Here is a 24,148-nt window from a genome sequence, read left to right as displayed (position 1 = left end):
CGTATCGTCATTTGCTTGAAGCAAGGTTTTTGTTCTATCTAATGCTTTCGCACGGATTTATCAGCATTGTTGATTCAATGACTTACGGGGCAAAAATGCTTCGCGCGAATCCAAATCAAATTGGCAATCTTGGCATGTCTCTCCCTTCCCTCCCCGAACAGCGCGCCATCGCCGAATATCTCGACCGCGAGACGGCGTGCATAGACGCGCTGATTGCCCACAAACGCGACCTGCTCGCCCTGCTGGAGCGTCAGCGCGCCGCGCTTATCAGTCACGCCGTCACCCAAGGGCTGAACCCCGCCGCCCCGCGCAAAGACAGCGGCATCCCTTGGCTGGGGGAGATTCCCGCGCACTGGGATGTGAGAAGGTTGAAGTTTGTGGCAAGCATCAATCCAGACACATTACCTGAAACTACGCCGAAAGATTACACCTTTGCATATATTGACATTGGCAACGTCTCATCGGATGGCAACGTTTCCGACCTACAGGAATACACATTTGAAGCCGCCCCAACACGCGCCAGACGAAAGGTTAGTACGGGAGATACCATCATCTCAACCGTTCGCACTTATCTGCAAGCGATAGCCTATATCGAAGATAATCTTTCCAATTGTATTGTATCTACCGGCTTTGCCGTATTGAGACCAAGAGAGAGCGTTCACTCAAGATTCTTGTATTACTTGGTTCGTTCGCAAGGATTTGTGGATGCAGTGATGGCGCATTCCAATGGGGTGAGTTATCCGGCAATCAATCCTACAACACTCGCTGGACTATGGGGATTGCTCCCTCCCCTCCCCGAACAGCGCGCCATCGCCGAATATCTCGACCGCGAAACGGCGCGCATAGACCGGCTGAAGGGCGAAATCGAAGCCAGCATAGACCTGTTGGGGCGCTACCGCGCCGCGCTCATCTCGGCGGCGGTGACGGGCAAAATCGACGTGCGGGGGGCGTTGTCATGGTAGAGACGTTGCATTGCAACGTCTCTACAAAAGGACGTGCCAATCGAAAATGTGGCAAGGACACCGATCATGACCCTTTTCCGAGACAAATACCGTATCGAAACCACCCGCCTGCACGGTTGGGATTACGCCGCGGCGGGCTGGTATTTCGTCACCATTTGCACGCGGGATCGCCTGCCGTTCTTCGGCGAAATTCGCGGCGGCGAAATGCACCTTTCGCCGATTGGCGAAATCGCCTGTGAATATTGGATGCAAATCCCCCAACACACGGCGGGCAATGTGGATTTGGATGCGTTTGTGGTCATGCCCAATCATGCGCATGGGATTATTGTCATCCGCGACACGGACGCGCCGGTAGAGACGTTGCAATGCAATGTTGTAGAGACGTTGCACTGCAACGTCTCTACAACGACAACGCCCAACCCCATGGCGCACATATCCCCGCGCGCAGGTTCATTGGGCGCCATCATTCGTTCGTACAAATCCGCCGTGTCGCGCTGGTGCGCCCAAAATGGATACTCCGAATTTGGCTGGCAGGCGCGGTTTTACGACCACATTATCCGCAACGAAACCGACTTACAAAACATTCGTCGCTATATTCTCGAAAACCCGTTACGATGGGAAGACGACCGGAACCACCCTGAAAATCTGTGGATGTAACCCGATGGACATCTCGAACATGCCTTTGAAACCGACATCGTCAACCATCTGGTCACCGCGCGTGGCTATCACGAACGGCGCAGCGCCTTCATCCTAGCAGATGACATCGCTGTACGCGAGCAGTTCTTGAACAAGATTGCTGAACTCCAAAACAGAATGAACGCCATTGATAATATGCGCCGTCCAACTGCTGAACATCGTAACGAACGCGCTGATAAACAACGATTGCTAGCCACTCTCCAGCGGCAGTTTGCTGACATCAACGCCCTGTTGGGCAATCCTTGAGCATACGCTGCTCATTCTTGTTCTGTGGTATGATTCTTCAGGCGGAGTCATTCACTATGTCTAGTTTTCGGCAAAACAATGGCGACGATTACCCCGAAGCAGCCGGAAAACACCTTGATGATGCGCAGGCGCTCTTGACCGCTGGACGCTATGATGGCGCCGGCTATCACGCCGGTTATGTTGTCGAGTGCGCGCTCAAGACGCTGCTGCAGGCCGACGGCGTACTACAAAAGGGACATGACTTGAGTAGGCTGAGCAGTGAGGTAACTAGGCTCGCTGCAGGCGGCAGTCCACATACGGCGCGCTATCAGCCCGATCCGCCGCCGGCTATTCTCTATGCCGTACCACCCGCCGGTTGGAAGGAAACGATGCGCTACCTTGCCGCCGGCGTCTTGAATCAGGGGCAAGCTGGACGGTGGCTCAAAGAGGCCGAACGTGTCTATACCCAATCGGTTCAGCAAATGCGGATGGATGGAGTCATTCGATGAACGCAATGCCTGTTCGTCATTTCGATGAAGCGCGGCGCAATGTCCTGCAACGGCTGGAAGACCTTGTTCCTAAATCGTACATCGAGCGCGCCCTGCTCTCACCGGATATTTTTGCTCGCATCCGCGTCGCGCTCTGGGTCAGCGACGAACTGACAGCAGAACAAACAGATTCGCTCACAACCAATCTGAAGCACGCTGCAGGGCCGTTCTGGGGCGGTCTCTGGACAGCTTCGCCCAAAACTTCCGACACAGATCGCAAGCTCTTGGAGCACATGTGGGACGAAGGCACGGTTTACAGCGACAAGATCCGTATCAATGAACGCCATCGCAGCATGAGCGTCTGGCTCAAGCACCCGCTTGAGCCGCCCTGGTCAGCCGACGCCGAGTCTGCTCAAGCGGGACCGCCGATTGTCTCGTTCTACGCATTCAAAGGCGGTGCCGGACGCAGCACGGCGCTGGCAATCTTTGCTGCGCAGCGTGCTCACGCTGGCGAGCGGGTTGTGGTGATAGACCTCGATTTGGCTGCGCCGGGCGTCGGGTCTCTGCTCATTGAACCGGACGCCGTTCAGTATGGCGTTGTTGATTACTGGCTGGAGCGCCCGCTGCTTAAAGCAAGGCCAGACCTGCGTGATTATTATGTGCGGGTCTCTTCACCTGACGTGATTGGCGCCGGCAAGATTTATGTGTTTCCGGCTGGACGTTTCGACGAAACCTATGTTCTCAAACTGGCGCGGCTCGATTTCACCCCATCTGTAAAGGAAGAGCATCCTCTCGTAACCCTGCTGCGCCAAATCCGTGATGAATTGCACCCAGATTGGATTCTGCTCGATGCGCGCGCCGGTCTTTCAGAGTCCGCCGGTTTTGCGCTTGGGGGGCTGGCACACCTCAACGTGCTGTTTGGCAACACTTCGGCTGCCAGTTGGAACGGACTGCGCCTTTCCATTCGCCGTTTGGGCGCAGAGCGCGCCTTGCGTGGTTTGCCACAGGAAGAGTGCCTGCTCGTCCAGAGCATGACGCCCGCCAACCCACAAACGGCGCAACTGGCAAAAGCAACCTTTCTCCAACATGCACAGCGCACCTTTGAAGAGGAGTACTATCTGCCTGACCCGGACGATCCAGACGAAGACTCACAATGGTACCTGCGCGACATGGAAAGCCGCGATGCTCCCCACGTTCCCGTTTCTCTGGATTACAGCGAACAGGTTGCGTTCTTTGTTCATCTTGAAGACCTGATTGCGTATGGCTTGAAAGCGAGTGACTATCAAGAACTCAATGCACGGATTACTGCTCGTTTTCCGAGGAGTTCACGCTGATGTCAACCGATACCGAACGGCAACGATTACTCACCGAGCTGCGTGAAATGGGTCGTGCTTCCAGCGCCGAATTGGAACGTGGAGAGCAGTTTCAACGCGCGTTCTATCCGGTTGACGAACATCTGCGTGTCTTCGAGCCGGACGTCAATCTGATTGTTGGGTATCACGGCGCCGGCAAAAGTATGCTTTTCAAGGCCGCCGTGGAGCAACTGTTATCCGCGAGTATCCACAAAAGGCCGTTCCTGCCGGAGAAAGCCGTTTGGAAAGCCGGTTATCCTTTAGGGTCCGATTTCCCAGATGCAGAGACATTGCGGCGCTTTGTCAAGCGATCCTTAGTCGAGCGATCCTTGACAGAACAGGCCAACGATCGCATGCTCGCGGATGTATGGCTGGCTTACCTAGCACGCTTACTGAGTTCCGAGTTAAAGACTACTGGTGAATGGCAGGCATTGCTTGCGCCGTCAAGCGTTGAGGTAGACAGAGTGTACACTGCGTTGCGACAGCAGCGCACAGCAGTCATTGCTGCATTAGATGACCTAGATGCCCGCCTGAAACAAGAAGGGCGGTGGATTTTCGTCAACTACGATGAATTGGATACATTGGGCGGGATTGATTGGGAATTAATGGCGGGGTTGATTCGTGGTCTGTTGACCTTTTGGGCTGAGTATACGCGCCGCTGGCAACGCCTGCAGGCGAAAATCTTCCTGCGGACAGATTTATTTACCAACGCGCGCATCTTCACCGCTGATTTTACCAAGCTGGCCTCTAATCGGGTGGAACTGACTTGGAGTGATCGCAATCTCCATGCGATGTGGATTAAGCGTATTGCCAATCGAAGTCGAAATTGGTTAGAATACTGCCGGGATGCAGGCATACAGTTTAAGCGAGATGAAACGTTGGGATGGATTCCGTATCTGCCTAATGCAGAAGCTGCTCAGCCGTTGATTGAACGGATAGCCGGCCCATTTATGGGCAGCAACATTAAAAAGGGGCGCACCTTTACGTGGATATTGGATCATTTGCGTGACGGCAAGGGGCGGATTACACCGCGAACGTTAGTCAGCCTTTGGGGGTATGCCGCAGCACAAGAATTGGATTCGCAAAAAGCGAGCGCTAGCCACTTGATTCATCCCACATCACTGCGTCGCGCTCTTGACCAAGTTTCAGATGATTATGTGAAAATGCTCAAAAGCCGCGAGATGCCTTGGCTCGAAGGGCTGATGAAACGTCTATCGAATCGCGAAGTGCCGTTAACCCGTGAAGAATGGATAGCAATCCTCGCTACCGATTGGACGCAGTGGCGCAACGATACCCAAGAAAAACAACGCCCGCCTCACCAGACACCAGCTGAATTTCTCGATCTTCTACTCGAACTGGGTGTATGTCGCGAACGTCCTGATGGTCGAATTGATGTGCCAGACTTGTTCTTGCATGGTCTTGCCATTAAGCGTCGTGGCGGAGTGAAGCGATGATGATGGACATCTCCGAACATGCCTTTGAAACCTACATCGTCAACCATCTGGTCACCACGCACGGCTACCTAGAGCGGCGCAGCGCCGAACACTATGACCGCGCCCTGTGCCTAGATTGGGAACTGACCCTCTCCTTCATCACCGCCACCCAGCCCGACACTTGGCGTGACCTCGCAAAACAGCACGGCGCGCAGGCGGTGGAAAAGTTCAAGCGCCGCCTAGTGCGCGAAATCGAACGGCGCGGCACGCTGGACGTGCTGCGGCGCGGGGTCAAGGATTCGGGCTGTTACTTCCAAATGGCATACTTCGCCCCCGCCACCAGCCTCAACCCGGCGCATCAGGAGCTCTACGGCAAAAACATCCTCTCGGTCATCCGTCAGTGCCGTTACAGCGCGGTTGAGACCAAAGACGCCCTCGACTTGGTCCTCTTCCTCAACGGCTTGCCCCTCTTCACCCTCGAACTCAAGAACAAACTCACCGGTCAGACCGTAGCGAACGCCCGCGAGCAATACGCCAAAGACCGCGACCCCAAAAACGAGCCGCTGCTGCAATTCCGCCGCTGCTTGGCGCATTTTGCCGTGGATGATGACGAAGTCTGGCTGACCACCAAACTGGAAGGTGCGCGCACCCGCTTTTTGCCCTTCAACCGCGGCTATAACGGCGGCGCGGGCAACCCGCCCAACCCCAATGGCTACGCCAGCGCCTACCTGTGGGAAGACCTCTTCGCTCCCGCCAGCGTGCTGGAACTAGTGGGCAGTTTCGTGCATGTCGAAAACGGCGACCAACCCGCTCGTCTGATTTTCCCGCGTTACCATCAGCGCGATGCGGTGCGAAAACTGGTGGCGCACGCCCGCCAACATGGCGCCGGGCATCACTATCTCATCCAGCACAGCGCCGGCAGCGGCAAGAGCAACACCATCGCTTGGCTGGCGCACCGCTTGGCGTCGCTGCACAACGACCAGAATCAGCGCGTCTTCAGTTCGGTCATCGTCATCACCGACCGCCGCGTGCTAGATAGGCAACTGCAAAACACCGTTCGCCAGTTCGAGCAGGTGCCGGGCGTGGTCAATGTCATTGACCAAGATAGCGCCCAACTCGCCGAAGCCCTCAACCGCGGCGCAGACATCATCGTCAGCACCCTGCAAAAATTCCCCTTCGTGTTGGATCGTGTAGAGACGTTGCATGCAACGTCTCTACGACATTTCGCCGTCATCGTAGACGAAGCGCACTCCTCGCAGACCAGCGAAGCCAACAAACGGCTCAAAGAAGTCCTGCGCGCCGAATCGCTGGAAGAAGCCGAGCAGTTAGATGGCGCAGCCGAAGCTGGCGAACCGAGCGGCGAAGACCTCATCAACCAGAGCATGGCGGCGCGCGGACGGCAGCCCAACCTGAGTTTCTTCGCCTTCACCGCCACCCCCAAGCAAAAGACGTTGGAATTGTTCGGCATCGAACAGCCCGATGGTGCCTTCCGCCCCTTCCATCTCTACACCATGCGGCAAGCTATTGAAGAAGGTTTTATCCTTGATGTGCTGCAAAACTACACCACTTATGAAACCTACTTCAACCTGCTCAAAAAAGCTGCTGACGACCCGCACGTTGAAAAGAGCCAAGCCTTCAGTCTGCTCAAACGCTACGTTAGCCTACACCAATTCACCATCGCGCAAAAGACTGCGATTATGGTCGAGCATTTCTGGGAAACCACGCGCCACAAAATCCCCGATGCGCATGGCGTCGGGCAGGCAAAAGCGATGGTGGTCACTGCCAGCCGCCTGCATGCCGTCTTGTACAAACAAGCCTTCGACGACTATCTGAAAAAACGGGATTACCCTATCCGGGCATTGGTGGCGTTCTCCGGCGTAGTGCAGTATCACGGCTTGGATTACACCGAAGCAAGCATGAATGGCTTCCCCGAACGGCAGACCGCCGAGCAGTTCAAGAAGCCCGAATACCGCTTCCTCATCGTCGCCGAAAAGTTCCAGACCGGCTTCGACCAGCCGCTCTTGCACACGATGTATGTGGATAAGAAACTCGCGGGCGTCCACGCAGTGCAAACCCTCAGCCGCCTCAATCGTGTCCATCCGGGCAAGACCGATACGATGGTGTTGGACTTTGTCAACCGTGCCGAGGACATCGAACGCGCCTTTGCGCCCTACTACGAGACCACCCTGCTCAGCACCGCCAGCGACCCGAACAAACTCTACGACCTGCAAGCCGAACTGGAACAATTCAACCTCTACACGCCCGAACAGGTTGCCGAGATTGCCGAACTCTTCCTGCGCAAAGGTGAAAAAGCCCCGAAATTGCAGCCGCTCCTGCGCGCTGTGGTGGATCGTTACCAGTACATCGCCGCAGTGGAAGAGCGCATTCGCTTCAAGCATCTACTGCGTTCCTACATCAACCTGTATGCGTTTCTCTCGCAGGTGATGACCTTCCGCGATGCCAATTTGGAGCAGCTCTACCTGTTTGCCCGTCTGCTGCTGCGTGCTTTGCCTCCAGAAAGGGAACGCGCGCCTTTGGCAGTCGGCGAATTGGTGGATTTGGAAAGTTACCGCGTCCAGCAGACCTTCAGCGGCAGAATCGGACTGCGAACAGGCGAATCCCTAGCGCCGCTATCCGACTTAGGAGGCGATGTACTGACTGACCCCGAAAAAGCCGCTCTCTCTCAAATCATTCAGGAAATCAATGAGCGCTTCGGTACCGAATTCACCGAAGCCGACCGCGTCTTTTTTGCCGAACTCAAAGCCCGCCTAACGGCAAACGACGCCCTGCAAACCAGTGCTCGCATCAATCCACCCGAAAGTGTGCGATTACTCCACGATACTCTCTTCGATAGGGTACTACAGACCATGATTGAAAGTAATTTTGAGATGTTTCGACGTATCAATGACGATGAGTCATTTGCCCAAGCGATACGGGAGAAAATTTTTAAGATAGTATATCAAGAGTTACAACAACAGTATCAAAGACGGTAGAGGTGTAGCATTGCCACGCCTCTACCACGTTCACGCGGCTTTGAGGCGATCAATGTCGCCGGCGGTATGCGCGCATGGAAGACCGCCGGCTATGCGATGGTAGTTGGCCCGTAACCGGTAGCGACGCACGGTTGTGCGTTTCTACCGGTTGTGCGTCTCTACCGTTATCGAATACAGGGACGGAACTTATACCCGTACACCAATACCCCATCCTCGCCGGTATCCATCAACCGGCGGGTGACCATCTCAACCGGCATGCCGATTGTGAGATCGGCTTCGTCGCAATCGGTCAATTGGGCAGTCACCATTGGTCCTTCTTCTAACCGAACCAGCGCGACCGGGTAGATGCCGAGGCTCTCATACCCCGACGGTACTTGCCGGATCACGCTGAAACTGTAGATTTCGCCGCGTCCGCTCAGTTGATACGGTTCCCAGTCATTCGGGTCTTCATCAAGGGTAGGCGGCTGGGATGGGAAACGCACCTCGCCGGTGTGGCGATGGCGTTGCCCTTCCAACCGATAGCGGGTCGTCCGTTCCCGCCAGTGTCGAGCAATATTCATGGTGCAAAACCTCCACCAAGTAAGATTGCAATCGTAGCTAGTCCAACGGTCGCACAGACAATGAGTATGCCAATAACGGCTAAAATGATGGCAATGTAGAGCGCCTTCTGGGCGGGCAAGTTCATGCCCGACTGAATAGCCAGATAGGTAAGATAGACGCCATAGAGAGTCAGTGCGAGCGAAATGATCCCGCCGATGAAGGGAATGACAGTGGCAATACCTTGACCGACTGCTAATGGTGAAGAGAAGAGGGAAAGTCCCCACGCCAATTCGCCAAAGCTACCCGTGCCGCCAAAAGCGCGACCAAGGAGATAAATGATACCCCACCCGATCAACGAACCGATAATGGTACTGAGGACAGCGCTGAGAATGATGGCGATCAGTTCGCTGATTCCGCCACCGCTTAACAGTGAGGAAAAGGCTACAATAACTCCATTGATCACGCTGGCAATAACGGCGTAGATCAATGCCCACACTAAATTGTCGCGCTCGTGACGCTCGAAGGCTTGTACCGACGGTTGAGTAAGGACTGCGATACTGCCGTTGACCATCTCCTGAATCACAGGAATACTCCTTTGGTTATCCAAAAAGGCGGAAAGCAGCCTTATTGTACCTTACGCAACTACCGGCGTAAAGGGGTAATCACGCTTCCCGAATCAGGACATGGCTCACCGCAGTTGCACCGATCCCGCCGAGTGACTGAGCTAACCCAACGCGGGCATTGCTAACTTGGGTCGCGCCAGCCGTACCGCTCAGTTGGCGGGCAAGTTCGATGATCTGATAAACTCCGCTTGCTCCACCAACATCGCCACGCGCCTTGTAGCCGCCGGCAGTAGCAATTGGCGTCTTGCCGGTTGGTGTGATCGCGCCTTCGGCAGCGTGGCGCGGGGCCGTGCCGGGTTCGTAACAGCCAATCGCTTCTAACGCCAAGGTTGCAGCAATGCCGTGCGGATCGGTCAGCTCCCACACATGCACATCGCCAACGCCAAGGTGGGCACGACCAAGGGCAATGTGGGCACTGGCGCGGGCCGCGCTTAGTTCGAGCGGGTTGCGCCGGCGATGCAAGGCCGGGGTGTCAGTGGCGACAGCAGCGCCGGCGATGCGGATGCGCGGGCCGTCAAGTTCGCGTGCCAACTGCTCGCCGGCAATGAGGAGAGCGGCAGCGCCATCGGCCAGCGTGCTGCAATCGAGCAGGTTGAGCGGCGAGGCGACCATAGCCGCTTTGCGATACTTGTTGGCATCAATGGTAAACCGGTAGAGCGCCAGCGGATTTTTTGCCCCGTTGGCATGGGCATTGATCGGGAATGGCGCGAAAGCGTCGGCAGTGTAGCCGTACTCGTGCATATAGCGGCGCATGAGCATCGCCCACTGCGCAGTAAGGGTGATGCCGTGCAACGCTTCCTCGTTGCTGTCTGCGGCCATAGCCTGCGCGGCCTCGATCACGTCTTCGAGGTGGTCGGTGACCTTCTCAACCCCGATCACCAGCGCAAGCGGCAGGCCATGCTGTACCGCTTGCACCGCTTGGAAGAGCGCCATTGCGCTGCTAGCGCCAGCGGCTTCAATGCGGAAGGCCGGAATCGATGGCGAGAGGCCGAGCATGCTGGCGAGATACGCACCAAGCTGGCCCTGCCCGTAAAGTTCTTCGCTGTAGGCGCTGCCCACATAGAGCGCACCGATCTGGTGTGGCGCCAAACCCGGCGCGCTCGCGAACGCGGCTCGCGCCGCTTCACTGGCCAGATCGGCTAGATCACGCCCGTAGTGCTCGCCGACGGCAGTCGCGCCCATGCCGGCAATATAGACGTTGGTCATAGTGACTCCTTACTCTTACCTTCCCTATTCCTTACTTCCCTACCCCATCACCAACTTACCGCGCCACTTGGCATAGATCGCGTAATCGATCATCACAGCGCGCTTGAGGTAGGCTGCGGTCAAGGGCGCTCGCTCGCGCCGCTCCAGAATCGCGTCGGTGACTGTGAGCGCATAGGCGTCAGAACCGGCTCCGCTGCCGTAGCTGGTCACGAAGATGGTGTCACCCGGTTTGGCTATATCGAGAATGGCGCACAGACCGATAAGTGCTGCGCCCGAATAGGTGTTGCCGATCTGTGGACTGAGCAATCCCGGTGCGATTTGGGCGTCGGTAAAGCCGAGCCGTTTGGCAACTACTTGGGGGAATTTGGCGTTTGGCTGATGAAAAACGGCATAGGTAAAGTCAGCAGCCGTGCAGTTCAATTGACGTAACAATTCGGCGGCTGCCGATTGAATCTGGTGAAAGTAGGCCGGCTCGCCGGTGAAGCGATTGCCATGCACCGGGTAGGGCCGATCGGCGCGGCGGTAAAAGTCGGGTGTGTCAGTGACATACGAGAGGGTGGCGTCGATGGTGGCCAGCGCCTGCTCGGCAGGGCCGACGATCAACGCTGCTGCACCGGCTGAGGCGGTGTACTCCAGTGCGTCACCGGGCCGGCCTTGGGCCGTATCGGCACCAATTGCCAGCGCATAGCGCTGCATCCCGCTGCCGACCAACGCCATCGCTGCTGTCAGCGCCTCTGAGCCGGCTTTGCAGGCAAACTCCCAGTCGGCGGCGCTGACCCACGGGCCGGCACCGAGCGCATCGGCGACTACTGTGCCCGATGGTTTGACACTGTACGGATGGCTTTCGCTGCCGATCCAGACTGCACCGAGATCGGTAGCAGAAATGTCAGCGCGCGCCAGCGCGTTGCGCGCTGCTTCGATCGACATCGTGATGGTGTCTTCATCGGGACCGGGGACGCTTTTGGCTTCCACCGGTACCCCGTTTTGGCCATCGGTCCAGATGCGGGCAATCTCACGGGCCGCGATCCGGTAGCGCGGGATGTACACGCCGTAGCCGATGATGCCAACCGGTTGCTGAGGCTTCATCATAGAATGGTTCTCCACTTTTGTAAGACACATAGACCCATGCTCGGCGCAGTGCGACGAACTGACTGTCGACAGCAAACGGCTGCCAAATAGGCCCACGCTTTAGTTTGGAAGACAAAAATCTCGCCCCACTGCGCAGATCGTTCGCAGTAAGGCAACACTAGCGGCGGCCTGTCTCAACGACGAACAGGCCGCCGTAAGTTTGGGCATTAGTTCTTGGCGGGGTCGCCGACGACACGCCGGCCTTCGAGTTCGGCGATAATCTCTTCGGCGCGAGCCGGTTTGATGTTGCGCTCGGCCACCATGCGGCGGGCAACTTCATCGACCAGCGTGCCGGAAGCGCCGGCAGCCATCGCAATCTGGCGGGCATGCAAACCCATGTGGCCCTGCTGGATGCCTTCACACGCCAGCGCGCGCATCGCGGCGAGGTTGTTGGCCAAGCCGGCAGCGACGCAGACTTCGGCCAGTTCGTTGGCACTCCGCACACCGAGCAGTTTCAACGCGGCTTGGGCCGTCGGGTGTACTTTCGTGGCCCCGCCGACAATCCCGACCGAGAGCGGCATTTCGAGCGTGCCAACCAGATTGCCCTGCTCATCACGCTCCCAGTGCGAGAGCGAGGTATAGTGACCGTTGCGGCTCGCATACGCATGGGCGCCAGCTTCGACCGCACGCCAGTCGTTGCCGGTGGCGACGAGCACCGGATCAATGCCATTCATGATCCCTTTGTTGTGTGTCGCCGCTCGGTAGGGGTCAACCGCGGCAAAGGCGTAGGCCCAAAGAATACCTTCCACCACCTCTTCGCCGGTGAGGCCGTCGCGGGCCAATGAGGCTGCCGGCACAACGCAGCGGGCACGCGCCAGTCGGCGATCGGTCAGATTCGAGAGGATGCGCAAATAGACGCGCCCGCCAGTCATCTCGGCCAAGAGCGGCGCTACCGCTTCGGCCATCGTGTTGACCGCATTGGCACCCATCGCGTCGCGGCAATCAACGATAAGATGGACGATCAGCATCGGCCCCATCGGGCTAGTGGGAAAGAAGCGCACCTCAACATCACGCGCGCCGCCGCCGAGCGTCACCAGTGAACGGCTTTGGGCATTGGCTAGTGCCAGAATTTCTTCCTTGCGAGCGAGAATCGTCTGGCGAGCCTGATCGGGATCGACGACATGCACCAACTGCACCTGCCCAATCATCAGCGGTTCAGTGCTGCTGGTCTGAAACCCACCGCCATCCCGCACCATGCGAGCGGCATAGCTCGCACCGGCCACAATTGATGGCTCTTCCACCACCATCGGGATTAGGTAATCGCGCCCGTTGATGCGGAAGTTGGTGGCAATACCGAGTGGCAAATTATATGTGCCAACCACATTCTCGATCATCTTGTCGGCGCGCTCAATACTTAATGCGCCGCCACTGCCGCCATGCAGTGCACGTAAATCTTCATCAACCAGTCCGTCGAAGGACTTTACCATCTGGAGCCGCTCAAACGGATTGAGTTGGTAGAAACCTTGAAGTCGTGAATTTTTGGTCCCCATGAGAGGACACCTCCTTAACCGTACACGAGTGTTGGCATCTGCTTCCCTTACTACGATACCACGATGCTAGTGAAAAACGGTTAATAACAACTCTCAAAACCTATCATGCGCCTGTCTGGTGGCTGTCATAAGAGGACTTGAACACCATTACGGGGGTTGTGATACAATAAGCAACGTGATGTACAAACGTTTGTTCGTATTATTCATCTTGCTGTGGGTAAGCGCATGCGCTTCACCGACGGCGTTGCCGTTACCGACTGATGTCGTCGCGACGGCGGCGCTGGGCCAGCAACAGCTCATCGCCTTCTTGTACCGTGATGAGCAAGGGGTGAGGTTGGTCAACGGTCTGAGTGTCAGTACCGCTCGCCCCATCCCACTTGATCCACCCGACCAGCAAGTCTGGATCGGAGAGGTTGCGCTACCTGCCAATTTGGCGCTCACCGAGGCTGGCGATGTGCAATATGGGATGGTCATCGCGCAGGGAGATTGGCAGCCTACCGGCCAATATGGGCCGGGCGGGTTATGGCCGCACGCGCTGGCTTCGCCGCGCCTGCAACCTTTTACGCCGGAAACGGTGGCTCTCGCGGACTTGCTGAGTGATACCCGCTACGAAGGGCAAGTGGTTCGGCTGCGTGCAGCATTGATCGTTTCTACCGGCACCAGTTTGCTGGTCGAAGCGATCGGTCCCGGTGGCGTGCCGGCGGCTGATGCGCGGCAAGTGAAGCTTTGGCACGGCGATCGCGATCAGGCGTTGATCGAGCGCTTGCAGGTGAGCGGGGCTGTACGGTTTGGCTATGTTGAAGTGGTTGGACGGTGGCGGCAAGGGCGGGTTGAGCCATTATTGATTATCCTACCGTAAGCACAGCTCGTACCCGTTGTAATAACTGTTGCAGGGTAAATGGCTTGGTCAGTAAACGCTCGCTAGACACGCTGATTGGCTCGTTGCCGGCATACGCTGACACGTAAAGAACACGCATTCCCGGCCGTTGCGCAGTGAGGCGGCGATACAGCTCGTCACCGGTCATCATTGGCAGCGTGACATCGCTGATCAGCAGGTCAATCGCGCCTTCGTAACTGTTTGCTATCCCCATCCCGCGTTGTGGATCAAGCGCCTCAAGCACTCGATAGCCGTAAAGGCGTAGCGCACTCGCAATCAGGTGCAGGACTGCCGGCTCGTCTTCCACAACCAACACCGTCTCGTGCCCGATCAAGCGTTCACCGGTAAACGGCTCATGAGCGGCAATTGGTGCGACATCGGCAAACGCCGGCAGGTAAATGGTAAATATGGTTCCTTCTCCTAATACGCTCTGTACATCAATATGACCATAGTATTGCTTGACAATGCCGAAAACAGTTGCGAGGCCGAGACCGGTACCTTGACCTTGCGGTTTGGTCGTAAAAAACGGTTCAAAGATGCGAGGGAGAATAGCCGGGTCAATCCCGCAACCGGTGTCTTGCACCTGTAACATCACGTATCTGCCTGCAGCAAGGTTTGGCACGTGAGGGACGGCATTCTCATTAATCTGGACGAGCGCCGTGGTGATGGTCACCGTACCGTTGCCGCTGATGGCGTCGCGGGCGTTAATGACTAAATTGAGCAGCACCTGCTCGATTTGACCAGCATCGGCCATGATTGGCAAAAGGTTCGGACTCAGATGCAGATCAATCGTGATCCGTTTGTCAATGAGTCGGCGCAAAATACCGGCAAAATCGCTGATCACCTGATTCAGGTTAATCAGTTTTAGCTCCAGCCGTTGACGACGGCTAAAGGCCAGAATTTGGCGAGTCAAGGCAGTAGCACGGATGCCGGCAGCGCGAATCTGATCAAAATTCGCGTACAGTTCCCCTTCAGGCGGTGCTTCGAGCATGCCTATCTCGGCAAAGCCGATGATTGGTACGAGCAAATTATTGAGATCGTGGGCGATACCGCTAACTAACGATCCGATTGCCTCAAACTTTTGGGCTTGGAAGAGCTGTTCGGTAAGCTGCCGTTGCTCCTCTTCCATTTGCTTACGCGCAGTGAGATCAACATGCGCGCCGAGCATGTGGGTAGGTCGTCCGTGCTGATCGTAGATCAGCGCTGCTTGTGACTGTATCCAGTGGTAACTACCATCTTTATGCCGTAGACGAAACTCGAGGGTAAAATCGGGCCACGGTTGACGCAGGTAGCGGTTGATCGTGTTCAAGCACCGCTCGCGATCATCGGGATGCAGCCGCTCTTCCCATGCTTCAAAGGTATCGATAATCTCATGAGCTTCGTAGCCAAGCTGTGCTTTCCATTCCGGAGAAAAGAAGACCCGGTTCGTGGTCAGGTCCCATTCCCACAAACCAATATGGGCCGATTGCACCGCCAATCGCAGCCACATCTGGATGTTTACCAGCAGCGACTGCTGTAACTGATTAACCTCCAGTGCCAGCCGGCGGGCGCGGAGCAGGATCTCGATGCGGGCGTGCAATTCGACTTTCTGAATAGGACTAATGACCAGTTCATCGATGGTGCGCCAGAGGTGGCGTGTATGCAGTTGTACGTCACGCCGGCTGGTGATCAGCAAAAATGGAAGAAACAGCAGGTGATCGATGGAACGACGTTCCTGAATTGCCGCTTCGTAGCGATCAAGTATCTGCCCATCGATGATGCAGAGCTGGAACGGTTGCTGGAGATCGGCGATGCAATGACCTTCAATAATCTGATACCGCGATTGCAACCAATCACGGAGCTGGTTCTGATTGGTGGTGTTGGCGAGGAAGAGCAAAATCGTATTGTCCGCCATGCGGTGTATCCTCACGATTGGTCAGTCCATGTCGGCATGCCAATAAGAATACCACGCAGGTTGGTGAGCGGTTTACCGACCTTGATTCCGTAGCGTGAAATCGTGAACTCGCGCAGCGTCTTCTCAAAATCGCTCAATCGTTTCTTCAAGACGCCGATAGCTTTGCGTAATTCACCCTCTATTTCCAAAAAGCGTAAGAAAATGATGTTATCACCCAAGTAACTAGCACCAATGTCAGTGACTTGGAAATCGCCAACGATATTATTTGTGTCCATAATAAAAATAACAGTAACACCTTTACTCTGTAAATACTTGCCCAAGGCGTGTAGTTGACTGATAAGGTCTTCACCCTGCATACAGAGCCGATAACCGGTGACACTATCGATCATCACCATTGTTACCTGTTTGTGTTCCACCCAGAAACGCACGTATTGGGCAAATTCGTCCGGGTTATACTGCAACGGTTCGATCTTTTCGACCCTAAGCAGGTTGTTGGCCTGCATTGCCCGCACTGGGATATTCACCGCTTCGCAGCGTTCTACCATAATCTCGACCTCTTCCTCAAACGAGAAGACGATCGACTGCTCGCCGCGACTGGCAGCTTCTTTCATAAATTGAAAGCCGAGCGTGGTTTTTCCTACGCCTGATGGCCCAGTAATTAGCGTTATCGTGCCACGCTCGATCCCGCCGTTGAGCAACTCGTCGAGTTCCGGCACGCCAGATGGCATGAAGGTAAAGGAATGCCCTGTTACCAACGGGCTAGGAATGATACGCGGGAAGACAGACAGACCACGGCCAGTGAGCCGCATCGCGTGGCGGCCACTGCTGAACGATGAACGGCGCATTTTGCTGACGCTGAGATAGCGCCCGTTCTGCGTGAGTTCAAGCGTTATAATGCCATCGGCGATATACTGCAGATCATCATCGGGAAAAGCAGTACTATTTTCAGCCGAAAAGATAACCGTTGTTTGCTGTTCAGCCAAAAAGCGGAGGAAGGAGATAACCTGTTTGCGGAATTGGAAGAGGTCAGGGGTGAGGTAACGAAATTGCGTGATGGGATCGAAAAAGACCCGGCTTGGTCGTAACCGCTGCACGCTCTCGACAATCTGGCGTGTAAGCGGTTCACGCTCAACCTCGGCTGGCGAGAAAATATCGTAAATTTCGGTTTTGGCAAAGAAATCAGACGATGGGCTGAGGTCAAGAATGTGGACGTTACTAAGATCGATGCCAATATTTGCCGCATTACGACGAATCTTGCTTGCAGATTCTTCAAGACTAATGAAGAGCGCTGTTTCTCCCCGCGCAGCGCCAGTTGCCAAAAAGTGTAGGCCAAGCGTGGTTTTGCCGGTGCCGGGTCCTCCGCGCACGAGATACGCATCATGTGGAACCAATCCGCCACCGATCACTTCATCAAGTCCGGGGATACCAGTGGGGAGACGGTTCATTGCTCCTACGTCCATGAGTTGCCTCTGTAATGTGAGATTACTACGCTTATCCTAACGATCTGGTCAAGCTGCGTCAAGAATCTTGTTGGTAGTATGCCGATGTTTCTCTAATAGCCCAACAAGTGCTCTCCCCATGGCTATCAATGACGGCCTTGGCGGTAGCATTTGCCCCCTACCTTTAGAGCATGATTGCAGCGATCACGATGATGTAGCATACTTGCAAGACGGATTAGTATTGCGTGTTTGAAAGGAAACTGTGATGATGGAACGGTTGCAGCGGTTGCGTGCCACATTGGTCGAGCAAGCATTGCCGGCAATGCTGCTCACCGCGCCAACCAGCCGGCGGTATCTGAGCGGGTTTACCGGCAGTGCCGGCGCGTTGTTGATCAGCGCCGAGGCAGCTTTCTTGCTGACCGATGGCCGGTATACGGTGCGTGCTGCGGCTGAGGCGCCGGCATTTACCCTGCGCGAAGTGCGCGCAGCCGTGAAGCCAATGCCAAAATTGGTAGCTGAACTGGCAGCGGAATTGGGTCTGAGCCGGCTTGGCTTTGAGGCGGCGGCGATGACGGTAGCCGAGTATCAGCAATTTACAAAGGCGTTGGGTGAAGCGATTGAGCTGGTGGCTACTGAGAATCTGGTGGAAGAGTTGCGGATGGTGAAAGATACGGGCGAAATTGAACTATTGCGGCGCGCAGCGGCGATCACCGATGCGGCGTTGGCTGCGGTGTTGCCGGTGTTGTCGCCTGAGATGACCGAGCGTGAGGCGGCGTGGCGGATTGAGATGGCATTGCACGAACGAGGCGCCGATGGGCCGTCGTTTCCGATTATTGTCGCCGCCGGTCGTAATAGTGCCCGTCCGCATCACGAGCCGGGCCACGATGTGTTGGGTGAAGGACAGCCAATCATTATTGATATGGGAGCGCGACTCGACGGCTATCACGCCGATCTGACCCGCACCATTGTGCTTGGTCAGCCTGACGACACCTTCCGCGCGGTGTATGCGGCGACGCTCGCAGCGCAACAAGCGGCGATTCGCGCGTTGCGGCCCGGTTTGCCGTGGGCTGAAGCCGATGCGATTGCCCGCCGGGTGATTGAAGAAGCCGGCTATGCCCATGGCATTGCTCACAGCCTTGGCCACGGCGTTGGGCTGGCAATCCACGAAGCGCCGTGGTTGCGAATTACGGTACCTGATGCGCCGCCAAGCCCGCCGTTGCAAGCTGGTATGGTGACGTCGGTTGAGCCGGGGATTTATCTACCGGAGTGGGGCGGGGTGCGGATCGAGGATTTAGTGTTAATTACTGCTGACGGGTGTGAGGTGCTGTCGCAGGCGCCGCGCTAGGAACAGCGTGGGCAGCGCGGTGCCCTTACAAGATGAGGGGTGCGTAGTGCTGTCGCAGGTGCCGCGTTCATCGTAGGGACAGTGCAGCGCACTGTCTCTACGATCATGCCCCCGCGACCGGATATGCGCGCATACCGGTTACAATTCATGCACCGTCACTTTGGTCATTTTATCGCCTTGTTGAATGGCGTACACCACATCCATTCCCGCCACAACCCGGCCAAACACGGTATGGCGGCCATTGAGGTGGGGTTGGGGAGTATGGGTAATGAAAAACTGGCTGCCATTCGTGTTTGGGCCAGCGTTTGCCATCGAGATAACGCCGGCCTCGTGCTTGAGCGGGTTGCCCATCACCTCATCGGCGAAGCGATAGCCGGGGCCGCCGCTGCCGCGCCCGGTTGGGTCGCCACCTTGAATAACAAAATCCTTAATGACGCGATGGAAGGTGAGACCATCGTAAAAGCCTTCGCGGGTGAGGAAGACAAAATTGTTGACAGTCATCGGCGCGTGTTGCGGGTAGAGATCAAGCTCGATCGTACCGCGGGTCGTCTCTATCGTCACCCGGTACGTCTTCGTGACATCAATCTGCATTGCCGGCGGGCTATTCCATTGTTTGGCCACGGATCTGCTCCTCGTTTGTACAAATCGTGAGATGATACGTATTGTACCATTGAATGAAAGATGGAATAGCTTGGCCATTCCTTACATTCTTGACTCATAGCCCCATCTCACCCAACCGGCGTGTTGCATACGTCAATTCTTTGCCGGTCGCACTAGGCTGATGGGTCTGTTCGAGCGTGATAGCTTCGTTGAGCGCCAATGCTGCCAACTCCGTTTCCCCGGCGGCGCGCAGGCGCGCCGCCAGTTGGCGCAACAGATTGGCTGCCGTAGCGTAGTCGCCTTGTTGGCGGGCAAGGTTGGCGCGCTGGTGGAGGTGGGCGATGCTGGCGCGAGTAATGATCGGCAGGAAGGCAGGCGGCGGGTTGGTAGCTTGAAGCTCGTAGTGGGCGATGAGGTCGTGGTGTTGTTCGTGTTGGCCGCTGCTGACGCGGAGACGGGCTAGCCGGCGCTGACTGCCGGGCGGGCCGGGGGCGACGAGGAATTCGCATAGCAATCGCACTGCTTCGCCCCGGCGCAGATCACCAAGCGGTAGGGTCATACGCCGGCCATGCTCGGCGCTGAGCGGGGTAAGTACGCTAAGTTCGGGCGCGAGGCGGGTGATCCGGCGCAGCGTCACCGTCTGCGGCAGCGCCATCTGCATTGTGACCGCCTGCGCCGAGGTCTGGCGGGCGCTTTCCAGCTCGGCGGCGATGATGGTTGGGATATGACTCGCTTCATGCACGAAACTGGCTCTCCCACCACTCAGATCGGCAAGCTGGGTGAGTAACTCTTCCTCAAATGCACCACCTAGCCCAACCGTGCTTATCGTGATACCGCGCGCTGCTGCTTCCCGCGCTACAGCAACGCAAAGGGTCGTGTCGGTGGTAAAGCCATCGGTTAGCAACACGATCCGCCGCACTGCCGGCTCATCGGTCACGACAAACTGGGCAAGCGCCAGTTGTAACCCTTGGGCGAGATTGGTCGTTTCGCCGAGCCGCAACGCAGGCAAGCGGGCAATGGCGGCGACCAACTCGGCGCGGCGGTCGCCGGGGGTGCTCGGCGCAAGCACGATGGCGTCGCTCGCGCAGGCGATCAGTGCCAGCCGGTCGGTCTGATCCAGTCGTTCGATCAGGCTATGCAGGGCGCGCGCGGTATAGTCGATCGGGCTAGGGTAGCGGGCGCGCATTTCACTCGCAAGTGGCGTACCCAATTGCCACACCGGTACCCCGTCAACCAGCACCTCATATGCGCCGCTGCTGCGCACCAACTCGCGAAATTGGTCTTCATCGACAATTGGAATGCGCATCGAGCGGCTGGCGTCAGCCACAATTGCAAGCTGTAGCGGCAGGTCGCGATAGCTATCAGCGACAATTGCCAGATGGACATACGCCACTTGCGGTTGCGACAGGGCAGGCAATGTCACCGGTTCGGGAGCACACCGTACTTGGAACGGCATACCCTGCTCCTCATCTGCAATCGGCTGGTAAGGGCGGATCGCTGAAGACCAATTCCAGTACCGAGCCATTATTGTAGGTGGTGACGCGCCGGGTACGGGTAATAGACTGCAATTGATCCCTACCGGCGACCCGAATACAGGAATCGACGCTAGTCGCCTCGATGGTTTCCCGGATACCGCCGCGAGTGACGCCAATAATAAATTCTTGGGCAATAGCAAGTTTGACCGGTTGCAAAAAGCCGAGTCCAATCAGGCTGATTGCCAGCATCGTGATTACGAAGAGCCAAAGAAAGCAGCCGCTGAGGCCACGCCGTTTGGAGGCAGGTGCTTGTTGTGCGGCTGGGGATCTACTAGGCTGACCGGCTGATGATTGCGCTGCCATACCTTCATTCCGTAACAATCAATCAAAAGCGTCTATTCGGTTCCCGGCAGTGGTTCGAGATCAACCAGATGGGCGCCAGCGGCAACGCTGGCACCCGCCTGATACGGCAACCGGCGCACAATGCCGGCATACGGTGCGACGACGGTGTGTTCCATCTTCATCGCTTCGAGCACCAGTAGCGGCTGGCCTTCGCGCACCTGCTCGCCGACGGCGACGTGCAGCCGCACGATCGTGCCCGGCATTGGCGCGTTGAAGCTGGCCGCATTCTGGTCACTGGTGCGAGTGACAGTATCGGCGGTGAGCGGCGCCGGTCGCGTGAGGTGATGACTCTCGCCGCGCCATGCAATGTGCCAACCTTGCTCGGCGCGGGCGAAAAAGAATTGCACCCGCTGCCCGTTGATCGTGAGGGCTAATTCGTGGTCGCCGTGGTGCGCTAAAGCGACCTGTGCGTTCCAATCTTGCCCGCTTACCTGCCAGCCATCTACGCGCGGCGTCACTCGTAACCGGTGCTCGCCGTGTGCGGTAAAGGTGAGCGGGATCGTATCGCCGCCAAGTCGCCAGACAGCGGCCAGCGGGTCGCGGGCCGGCGGTTCGGCGGTAACGGCGAGGATTGCTGCTGCAATCAACACCTCGCGTGGGGGCGGGCCGGGTGGCGGCACGATCCCTTCGTGTTCGACGAGAAAGCCAGTATGGGTCGCGCCATCGGCGAAAGCTGGATGCTCGGCAATCGCTTGCAACAGCGGCAAGTTGGTGGTGGGGCCGAGCACCGCCATCTCGCGCAGAGCGCGACGCAGGCGAGCCACCGCTTGCCGCCGGTCAGTCCCGGCCACAATGAGCTTAGCCAGTAGCGGATCGTAATGCACCGTTACCTCATCGCCGCTAGTCAAGCCAGCGTCAACCCGCACTCCCGGCCCCTGTGGCGGCACAAAGAGCGCTACTTTGCCAATTGCCGGCAAATAGGTACGCGGGTCTTCGGCGTATAACCGCACCTCGATCGCGTGTCCGCGCACGGCAACATCTTCTTGGCGGAAGGGGAGCGGCTCGCCGGCGGCAATCGCAATCTGCAAGTGAACCAGATCGTAGCCGCAGACCAGCTCGGTTACGGGATGCTCCACTTGCAGCCGAGTATTCATCTCAAGAAAGTAGAATTCACCATTAGGGGCGAGAATGAATTCAACCGTACCGGCATTGACGTAGCCGGCAGCACGGGCGACGGCGACGGCGGCATTGCCCATTGCAGCGCGCAGTGCCGGGGTGAGGGCTGGTGAAGGCGCTTCTTCAACCACCTTTTGATGGCGGCGCTGGATCGAACAATCGCGCTCGCCAAGATGCACCACGTTGCCGTAGCGATCGGCCAGCACCTGAATCTCGACGTGGCGCGGGCGCAGCACCAGCCGCTCGATAATTAGCCGGTCGTCGCCGAAGGCAGCGCGCGCTTCGCGGCGCGCGCCTTCGATCGCTGCCGGCACGTCGGCGACATCGCCGACCGAGCGCATGCCCTTGCCGCCGCCGCCAGCGCTAGCCTTGATCAGTAACGGCGGCCCGATCCGGCGCGCCTCAGCGATCAGGCGCTCATCGCTCTGATCTTCGCCATCGTAGCCGGGCACGACCGGCACCCCAGCAGCCTGCGCGAGCAAACGTGCTTCTGCTTTTCCGCCCATCGCCGCAATCGCTGTCGGCGGCGGGCCGATGAAGGTAATGCCGGCAGCGGCGCACTGTTCGGCGAGTTTCACACTCTCGCTAAGGAAGCCGTAGCCGGGATGAATCGCTTGCGCGTTCAGTTTTAACGCCGCCTCGACAATCGCCTCAGCGCGCAAATAGCTCTGGGCAGCGGGAGGCGGCCCGATCAGGGCAGCGGCATCGGCCATGCGCACGTGCAGCGCTTTAGCATCGGCTTCGGAATAGACAACCACCGGGCTAATGCCCAATTCGCGGCAAGCGCGGATGATCCGCACCGCAATTTCGCCGCGGTTAGCGATCAAGATGCGGTTGAACATGGGCGTAAGTTGGGCAAGACAGCTTCACCAAACGCTTTAATCCATTCCACCTGATTGCGACCGACATTATGCACATAGATCTCGTCAAAGCCGAGATCGATAAATTGTTGGAGGTGGGCGCGGTGCTGGTCGAGATCGGAAGAAATCAACACTCGCCCGCGAAAATCTTCGGGTCGCACTAGCTTAGCCATCGCAGCGAAATCTTCGGGAGAGCGAATATCTTGCTTGGGGAAGTTCATACCGCCGTTCGGCCATTGGTTCAGCGCATTCTGCAACGCCTCTTCATCAGTCGGCGCCCATGAGACATGCAGTTGCAACAGCTTCGGCATCTTATCAGGGTCTTTGCCAGCCTCGCGCGCGCCGGCGGCAAAATCGGCCAGAATCCGGCGCAGCTTGTCAGGCGCGGCCCCCGGCGTAATCAGGCCATCGCACGTCTTGCCGGCCCAGCGCAGTGTCTGCGGCCCAGTAGCAGCGATATAGATCGGCACCGGCTGCTCTGGCAATGTCCACAGCCGCACCTTATTCATCTGAAAATAGCGCCCGCGATAGCGAGTCTCTTTGCCGCTCAGCAGCTTCTGAATAATCTCGGTTGCCTCTTGGAGCATCTCAAACCGTACCAGCGGTTCAGGCCACACGCCGCCAACAACATTCTCGTTCAGCAATTCGCCACTGCCCAAGCCAAGCCAGAAGCGACCGGGAAACATCGCGCCAAGCGTAGCCGCCGCCTGCGCGATGACCGCCGGGTGAGTGCGGAATGAGGGACAAGTTACCCCCGGCCCAAAGCGGTGACTCGTCATTACGCCGAGCGCGCCCATCCAACTATAAACGAAGGCGTTATGGCCTTGGGCCGGCACCCACGGTTGGAAGTGGTCGGCGGCCATCACGCCGCGGAAGCCGTATTGCTCAGCGAGCCGGCAATGTTCGAGCAGTTCGTTGGGGTGAAACTGTTCTAGCGCTGCGGATAGGCCAATTGTTGCCACAATCGTTACCCTTATTGTTTCAGGTGAAGTCTAGCGCATAGT

21 protein-coding genes are annotated in these 24,148 nt (G+C 57.2%); 9 read left to right on the top strand and 12 right to left on the bottom strand.

Features of this window, described 5'->3' with window-relative positions:
- From Q1A00_RS07275 to Q1A00_RS07245, 7 genes are all read left to right on the top strand, one after another.
- Window positions 1–962, top strand: a 962-nt coding sequence (locus tag Q1A00_RS07275; RefSeq protein ID WP_299755972.1) for a restriction endonuclease subunit S, incomplete at its 5' end; no start/stop codon positions are given.
- A 66-nt stretch (window positions 963–1,028) separates the two neighbouring features.
- Window positions 1,029–1,619 carry a transposase gene (locus Q1A00_RS07270; RefSeq protein ID WP_299755969.1) on the top strand — a complete coding sequence of 197 codons (591 nt, stop codon included), beginning with the start codon at window positions 1,029–1,031 and terminating at the stop codon, window positions 1,617–1,619.
- 126 nt (window positions 1,620–1,745) lie between these two features.
- Window positions 1,746–1,904: a hypothetical protein gene (locus Q1A00_RS07265; protein WP_299755966.1), complete on the top strand. Its 159-nt coding sequence runs from the start codon at window positions 1,746–1,748 to the stop codon at window positions 1,902–1,904.
- Window positions 1,905–1,960: 56 nt separating this feature from the next.
- Window positions 1,961–2,392 (top strand): HEPN domain-containing protein, encoded by a 432-nt coding sequence (locus Q1A00_RS07260; protein ID WP_299755963.1) that lies wholly within the window; start codon window positions 1,961–1,963, stop codon window positions 2,390–2,392.
- Entirely contained in the window at window positions 2,389–3,705 is a 1,317-nt protein-coding gene (locus Q1A00_RS07255) for a hypothetical protein (protein ID WP_299755960.1), read from the top strand. Before Q1A00_RS07260 ends, Q1A00_RS07255 begins: the two co-directional genes overlap by 4 nt.
- Window positions 3,705–5,177: a hypothetical protein gene (locus Q1A00_RS07250; RefSeq protein WP_299755957.1), complete on the top strand. Its 1,473-nt coding sequence runs from the start codon at window positions 3,705–3,707 to the stop codon at window positions 5,175–5,177. The genes Q1A00_RS07255 and Q1A00_RS07250 overlap by 1 nt, the downstream gene beginning before the upstream one ends.
- A complete protein-coding gene (locus Q1A00_RS07245; protein ID WP_299755954.1) occupies window positions 5,174–8,149 on the top strand; it encodes a DEAD/DEAH box helicase family protein in 2,976 nt (991 codons plus the stop codon). Before Q1A00_RS07250 ends, Q1A00_RS07245 begins: the two co-directional genes overlap by 4 nt.
- A gap of 164 nt (window positions 8,150–8,313) precedes the next feature.
- On the opposite strand, the gene Q1A00_RS07240 is transcribed toward Q1A00_RS07245, so the two are convergent.
- The 5 genes from Q1A00_RS07240 to Q1A00_RS07220 all read right to left on the bottom strand — a co-directional run bounded on the left by Q1A00_RS07240 (window position 8,314) and on the right by Q1A00_RS07220 (window position 13,136).
- On the bottom strand, window positions 8,314–8,709 hold the full coding sequence (locus tag Q1A00_RS07240) for a Zn-ribbon domain-containing OB-fold protein (RefSeq protein ID WP_298405635.1): 396 nt from the start codon (window positions 8,707–8,709) through the stop codon (window positions 8,314–8,316).
- Window positions 8,706–9,272 (bottom strand): Yip1 family protein, encoded by a 567-nt coding sequence (locus tag Q1A00_RS07235; protein WP_298405638.1) that lies wholly within the window; start codon window positions 9,270–9,272, stop codon window positions 8,706–8,708. The genes Q1A00_RS07240 and Q1A00_RS07235 overlap by 4 nt, the downstream gene beginning before the upstream one ends.
- Before the next feature lie 79 nt (window positions 9,273–9,351).
- Window positions 9,352–10,518, bottom strand: a complete 1,167-nt coding sequence (locus Q1A00_RS07230; protein WP_298405640.1) for an acetyl-CoA acetyltransferase — start codon at window positions 10,516–10,518, stop codon at window positions 9,352–9,354.
- Between the two features lie 39 nt (window positions 10,519–10,557).
- Window positions 10,558–11,607: a hydroxymethylglutaryl-CoA synthase gene (locus Q1A00_RS07225; RefSeq protein WP_298405643.1), complete on the bottom strand. Its 1,050-nt coding sequence runs from the start codon at window positions 11,605–11,607 to the stop codon at window positions 10,558–10,560.
- Window positions 11,608–11,813: 206 nt separating this feature from the next.
- The gene (locus Q1A00_RS07220) at window positions 11,814–13,136 is read right to left on the bottom strand and encodes a hydroxymethylglutaryl-CoA reductase, degradative (RefSeq protein ID WP_299755949.1); all 1,323 of its coding nucleotides are present in this window, start codon (window positions 13,134–13,136) and stop codon (window positions 11,814–11,816) included.
- Between the two features lie 178 nt (window positions 13,137–13,314).
- On the opposite strand from Q1A00_RS07220, the gene Q1A00_RS07215 reads away from it, so the two are divergent.
- Window positions 13,315–13,995 (top strand): hypothetical protein, encoded by a 681-nt coding sequence (locus tag Q1A00_RS07215; protein WP_298405650.1) that lies wholly within the window; start codon window positions 13,315–13,317, stop codon window positions 13,993–13,995.
- On the opposite strand, the gene Q1A00_RS07210 is transcribed toward Q1A00_RS07215, so the two are convergent.
- Together Q1A00_RS07210 and Q1A00_RS07205 are read right to left on the bottom strand one after the other, a co-directional pair.
- A complete protein-coding gene (locus Q1A00_RS07210; protein WP_299755945.1) occupies window positions 13,982–15,907 on the bottom strand; it encodes a hybrid sensor histidine kinase/response regulator in 1,926 nt (641 codons plus the stop codon). The two genes, Q1A00_RS07215 and Q1A00_RS07210, sit on opposite strands and share 14 nt — an antisense overlap.
- A gap of 11 nt (window positions 15,908–15,918) precedes the next feature.
- A complete protein-coding gene (locus tag Q1A00_RS07205; protein WP_299755942.1) occupies window positions 15,919–17,352 on the bottom strand; it encodes an ATPase domain-containing protein in 1,434 nt (477 codons plus the stop codon).
- A 259-nt stretch (window positions 17,353–17,611) separates the two neighbouring features.
- Here Q1A00_RS07205 and Q1A00_RS07200 point away from each other — a divergent pair, with 259 nt between their 5' ends.
- Window positions 17,612–18,691: a Xaa-Pro peptidase family protein gene (locus Q1A00_RS07200; protein WP_299755939.1), complete on the top strand. Its 1,080-nt coding sequence runs from the start codon at window positions 17,612–17,614 to the stop codon at window positions 18,689–18,691.
- A gap of 138 nt (window positions 18,692–18,829) precedes the next feature.
- Here Q1A00_RS07200 and Q1A00_RS07195 read toward each other — a convergent pair whose 3' ends face one another.
- From Q1A00_RS07195 to Q1A00_RS07175, 5 genes are all read right to left on the bottom strand, one after another.
- A complete protein-coding gene (locus Q1A00_RS07195; RefSeq protein WP_366144867.1) occupies window positions 18,830–19,312 on the bottom strand; it encodes a peptidylprolyl isomerase in 483 nt (160 codons plus the stop codon).
- 94 nt (window positions 19,313–19,406) lie between these two features.
- Window positions 19,407–20,747 carry a vWA domain-containing protein gene (locus tag Q1A00_RS07190; protein WP_298405661.1) on the bottom strand — a complete coding sequence of 447 codons (1,341 nt, stop codon included), beginning with the start codon at window positions 20,745–20,747 and terminating at the stop codon, window positions 19,407–19,409.
- Window positions 20,748–20,757: 10 nt separating this feature from the next.
- Entirely contained in the window at window positions 20,758–21,129 is a 372-nt protein-coding gene (locus tag Q1A00_RS07185; RefSeq protein ID WP_298405664.1) for a hypothetical protein, read from the bottom strand.
- 32 nt (window positions 21,130–21,161) lie between these two features.
- Window positions 21,162–23,126 (bottom strand): acetyl-CoA carboxylase biotin carboxylase subunit, encoded by a 1,965-nt coding sequence (locus Q1A00_RS07180; RefSeq protein WP_298405667.1) that lies wholly within the window; start codon window positions 23,124–23,126, stop codon window positions 21,162–21,164.
- Window positions 23,108–24,106, bottom strand: coding sequence for a TIGR03557 family F420-dependent LLM class oxidoreductase (locus Q1A00_RS07175; protein WP_298405670.1), 999 nt, complete (start codon window positions 24,104–24,106; stop codon window positions 23,108–23,110). The genes Q1A00_RS07180 and Q1A00_RS07175 overlap by 19 nt, the downstream gene beginning before the upstream one ends.
- Window positions 24,107–24,148 lie beyond the last annotated feature (42 nt).

The sequence above is a fragment of the uncultured Chloroflexus sp. genome (assembly GCF_938091255.1).
Lineage (GTDB): Bacteria > Chloroflexota > Chloroflexia > Chloroflexales > Chloroflexaceae > Chloroflexus.
This window is presented reverse-complemented; position numbering and strand designations above follow the sequence as displayed.

What these genes read in the sequence shown, in the direction of transcription:
- Q1A00_RS07270 (WP_299755969.1), top strand. Translation starts at nt 1,029, where the DNA reads ATGACCCTTTTCCGAGACAAATACCGTATCGAAACCACCCGCCTGCAC.
- Q1A00_RS07260 (WP_299755963.1), top strand. Translation starts at nt 1,961, where the DNA reads ATGTCTAGTTTTCGGCAAAACAATGGCGACGATTACCCCGAAGCAGCC.
- Q1A00_RS07255 (WP_299755960.1), top strand. Translation starts at nt 2,389, where the DNA reads ATGAACGCAATGCCTGTTCGTCATTTCGATGAAGCGCGGCGCAATGTC.
- Q1A00_RS07250 (WP_299755957.1), top strand. Translation starts at nt 3,705, where the DNA reads ATGTCAACCGATACCGAACGGCAACGATTACTCACCGAGCTGCGTGAA.
- Q1A00_RS07245 (WP_299755954.1), top strand. Translation starts at nt 5,174, where the DNA reads ATGATGATGGACATCTCCGAACATGCCTTTGAAACCTACATCGTCAAC.
- Q1A00_RS07240 (WP_298405635.1), bottom strand. Translation starts at nt 8,709, where the DNA reads ATGAATATTGCTCGACACTGGCGGGAACGGACGACCCGCTATCGGTTG.
- Q1A00_RS07230 (WP_298405640.1), bottom strand. Translation starts at nt 10,518, where the DNA reads ATGACCAACGTCTATATTGCCGGCATGGGCGCGACTGCCGTCGGCGAG.
- Q1A00_RS07225 (WP_298405643.1), bottom strand. Translation starts at nt 11,607, where the DNA reads ATGATGAAGCCTCAGCAACCGGTTGGCATCATCGGCTACGGCGTGTAC.
- Q1A00_RS07220 (WP_299755949.1), bottom strand. Translation starts at nt 13,136, where the DNA reads ATGGGGACCAAAAATTCACGACTTCAAGGTTTCTACCAACTCAATCCG.
- Q1A00_RS07215 (WP_298405650.1), top strand. Translation starts at nt 13,315, where the DNA reads ATGTACAAACGTTTGTTCGTATTATTCATCTTGCTGTGGGTAAGCGCA.
- Q1A00_RS07210 (WP_299755945.1), bottom strand. Translation starts at nt 15,907, where the DNA reads ATGGCGGACAATACGATTTTGCTCTTCCTCGCCAACACCACCAATCAG.
- Q1A00_RS07205 (WP_299755942.1), bottom strand. Translation starts at nt 17,352, where the DNA reads ATGAACCGTCTCCCCACTGGTATCCCCGGACTTGATGAAGTGATCGGT.
- Q1A00_RS07200 (WP_299755939.1), top strand. Translation starts at nt 17,612, where the DNA reads ATGATGGAACGGTTGCAGCGGTTGCGTGCCACATTGGTCGAGCAAGCA.
- Q1A00_RS07190 (WP_298405661.1), bottom strand. Translation starts at nt 20,747, where the DNA reads ATGCCGTTCCAAGTACGGTGTGCTCCCGAACCGGTGACATTGCCTGCC.
- Q1A00_RS07185 (WP_298405664.1), bottom strand. Translation starts at nt 21,129, where the DNA reads ATGGCAGCGCAATCATCAGCCGGTCAGCCTAGTAGATCCCCAGCCGCA.
- Q1A00_RS07180 (WP_298405667.1), bottom strand. Translation starts at nt 23,126, where the DNA reads ATGTTCAACCGCATCTTGATCGCTAACCGCGGCGAAATTGCGGTGCGG.